Here is a 2,983-nt window from a genome sequence, read left to right as displayed (position 1 = left end):
AGATGGCACAGAGGCTACATAAATCCCTCGATTGGTAGCCATGAAAGCATCTTGATGCCAGCCCTTTGCCACCATTTCATGCGTGGTTCTTTGGTATAAATAACAGGGCCTTGAGGTGTCTGACGCTGCCAGGTAATTTTCTTGTTGGCATCCAGCACCAGTTTATAGGCATATTTGCTGAGGTTCTCATCCATTGTGGTGTGAACCGCCTGGGCAAGTGGTGGGCTGTTGAGCAGTACACCAATCTCAGTATTGAGATAGGCCGAGCGTGGGTCAAAATTAAACGAACCAATAAAAACCTGTTTTTCATCCAGTGCCATCAATTTGGCATGCAGGCTTGAACGGCTTAAGCCCTTTATGCTGACCTTGGCCTTTTTCGCCAAATCCTCGGTGTTTTTGTCCAGATCATTTTTATTCAGCGCAGGTAAAAATTCATAGAGCTGTACACCATGTTCCAATAAGTTCTGCCGATACTTGCCATAAAACGCATGGACCACCGCGACATCATTGGCCTTGAACGAGTTGGTCAGAACCCGTACCTTAACGCCATCCTTTGCCAAATCGGTCAGCATTTTTGCCCCTTTTTTTTCAGGAACAAAATAGGCTGAAATCAGGTCAACGTTTTTTTCAGGTTGTTCGAGATGCTGAATAAGCTGGAAATTGAGGTGTTCTTTCTTTTTTGCCTTAGACTTGATCTTGTCGGGTGAATCCTTGACCACTTCCGCCTTGACCCAATCCAATTGAATATCCCGACTCATCAGTGAGTCAATGGCCTGAGAGTTGCTGGTTAAATCCAGATAGTTTTGTACGGTAACTCGCTCGTAGTGCTCATCAAGCTGCCGTTTTAAACTTTCATAGCTGAGATGATGGGCACTTTGCTTGACCACTTCCTGCACTTTGTAGGCATATTCATGGCTCCAGTATTCATCAAAGGAATGTGAAATATCTTTCACCGCCGTGCCGACCAGCATCACATCAACATCAGAGAACTGGTAGTTGTCACTGACATTGTAATATTGATTGGTCATGTTGCGCCCGCCAATCAGGGCAACCTGATGGTCTGCGATGAAGCTCTTGTTGTGCATGCGTCGGTTGATGCGTTTCAGGTCCAGAATCATGTCGAGCGCACGATATTTCCGAAAGCGATAGGGGTTAAACAGCTTGACTTCAATATTAGGATGCTGTGCCAATGCCAGAAAAATTCCCTCGGTTGATTTGGCGTTGTTATCATCAATCAGCAGGCGAATCTTGACGCCACGGTCTGCGGCACGGATCAGCGCATGCAGGGCCAGTGAGCCAACCTTGTCGTTATCCCAGATGTAATACTGTAAATCCAGCCTTTTCTCCGCCTTGTCAATCAGGCTTAGGCGGGTCGCCAGAGCCTCCAGCGGCTCAAACAACACCAGATAACCCGTAAGGTCAGGATGCTGTTCTTGTAAGGGTTGAATGATTTGTGCCAGTGTGGTCTGGGCGGTGTCAACCTGCAAGGTGGTTTCAGGAATGGACTCTATTTTGTGTTTGGGTAAGGTGCTGCAACCTGCTACCGTGATCGCAATACTGCAATAAATCGCAAGCATACTTTTATTGTAAGTAGTTGTACTTATTTTCATATGTTTGTGATTTATACGGGCAAATTGCGTCATAATTGTTACTGATTAAAAGTTGGGCTTGAGTATAACATTTCATCGAAAAATATAAATATGAGATGTGATAACTGCCCCTGAGGTGAGGTGAATGAGCTCTGCACTGTTAAATTCAGATACAGTTATTTTAGTTTTCTATCTCCTGTTTGCGGTACTGGCACTGTGGGCACTGATTCAGGCTTGGATACATCAGGCTCGCACCGAAACCATTCATCCGTTTAAGGCGTTCGTGCATTTGCTGGCTTTTTATCTGTCTTATTTGCTAGTGCCACTTTGGTTTTTTAGCCTTTATGCAGGTTGGTCAGGTTACTACACCCCCCACCAAACCATTTTTGTGTTTCTGTTAAGCAGTGTGTTGGTCTATGCGCGTTTCATTGAACCACATCAAATTCATGTGAAATACCATCAATATCGTTTAAATCCACAGCGTGAATTTACCAAGCCTGTAAAAGTGGCATTGGTTGCAGACATGCATGTAGGGTTATTTTCAGGACATGAACGCCAACTCAAAACCATTGTCAAAAAATTAAATCAGGAGCAGCCCGATTTTGTGGTGGTGGCTGGAGACTGGACCTATGAACCTGAAAATCGTTTGGTGCAGGAACTGGCAGTATTAAGGGAAATACAAATGCCTGTTTATTCTGTGTCAGGTAACCATGATGAACAGTATCCAGGGCCACCAATCCAGAAACTATTGGCAAAAGCGCTGTCTGAAAACAATGTGATGGATATTGAGGGTAAGATTATTGAATTTGATGAGTTCCGTCTGGTTGGCATCGGGGATTTGTGGGCAGGAAAAGCCAATATGCGTTTTTTACCTGAGTTGCCACAGGATAAGCCGTGGCTGATTTTATCCCATAATCCTGATACGGTGGATATGGTGCCAGAATTGCCAAGCCATCCTCTGATGCTATCTGGACATACACATGGCGGACAAATTGAACTGCCGTGGGTCACCAGCTACATTATGAAACGGGTTTCGATTTTGGGGCACAAAAAAGGCTTTTACTCACATGAACATGCAGATGTATTTGTGACGGTGGGGACGGGGATGGTGGGTGTTCCATTTCGGTTTCGTGTGCCACCCACCATTGATATTATTGAATTATGCTAAAAAATATGTGAAAATGACAGGAAGTGGCTTAAAAATAGCCAATTAAATATTAAAACCCAAAAACCGCTTGCGTGGGAAATAAAACTGCCTATAATGCGACTCCATCGTCGGTGTTGTTGATTGAAAGTTTTTTTAAATCAGTTGCTTAAAGTGGTTTAAAATAAAGTTGAAATTACCTGTTGACTTTAAAGAGATTTAGGGTAACATAGCCGACCTAGCTTGATGA

2 protein-coding genes are annotated in these 2,983 nt (G+C 44.0%); one reads left to right on the top strand and one right to left on the bottom strand.

The window, feature by feature from the left end:
* Positions 1 to 14: 14 nt before the first annotated feature.
* Positions 15 to 1,577: a phospholipase D family protein gene (locus B4H32_RS10580; RefSeq protein ID WP_414630965.1), complete on the bottom strand. Its 1,563-nt coding sequence runs from the start codon at positions 1,575 to 1,577 to the stop codon at positions 15 to 17.
* Between the two features lie 157 nt (positions 1,578 to 1,734).
* Between B4H32_RS10580 and B4H32_RS10575 the strand changes: the two genes are divergently transcribed.
* Positions 1,735 to 2,757, top strand: coding sequence for a metallophosphoesterase (locus tag B4H32_RS10575; RefSeq protein WP_414630964.1), 1,023 nt, complete (start codon positions 1,735 to 1,737; stop codon positions 2,755 to 2,757).
* Positions 2,758 to 2,983: the final 226 nt, after the last annotated feature.

This window comes from Acinetobacter sp. UBA2063 (assembly GCF_002333245.1).
GTDB lineage: Bacteria > Pseudomonadota > Gammaproteobacteria > Pseudomonadales > Moraxellaceae > Acinetobacter > Acinetobacter parvus.
This window is presented reverse-complemented; position numbering and strand designations above follow the sequence as displayed.

Coding starts and splice junctions, on each gene's coding strand:
- B4H32_RS10580 (WP_414630965.1), bottom strand. CDS start 1,577: ATGCTTGCGATTTATTGCAGTATTGCGATCACGGTAGCAGGTTGCAGC.
- B4H32_RS10575 (WP_414630964.1), top strand. CDS start 1,735: ATGAGCTCTGCACTGTTAAATTCAGATACAGTTATTTTAGTTTTCTAT.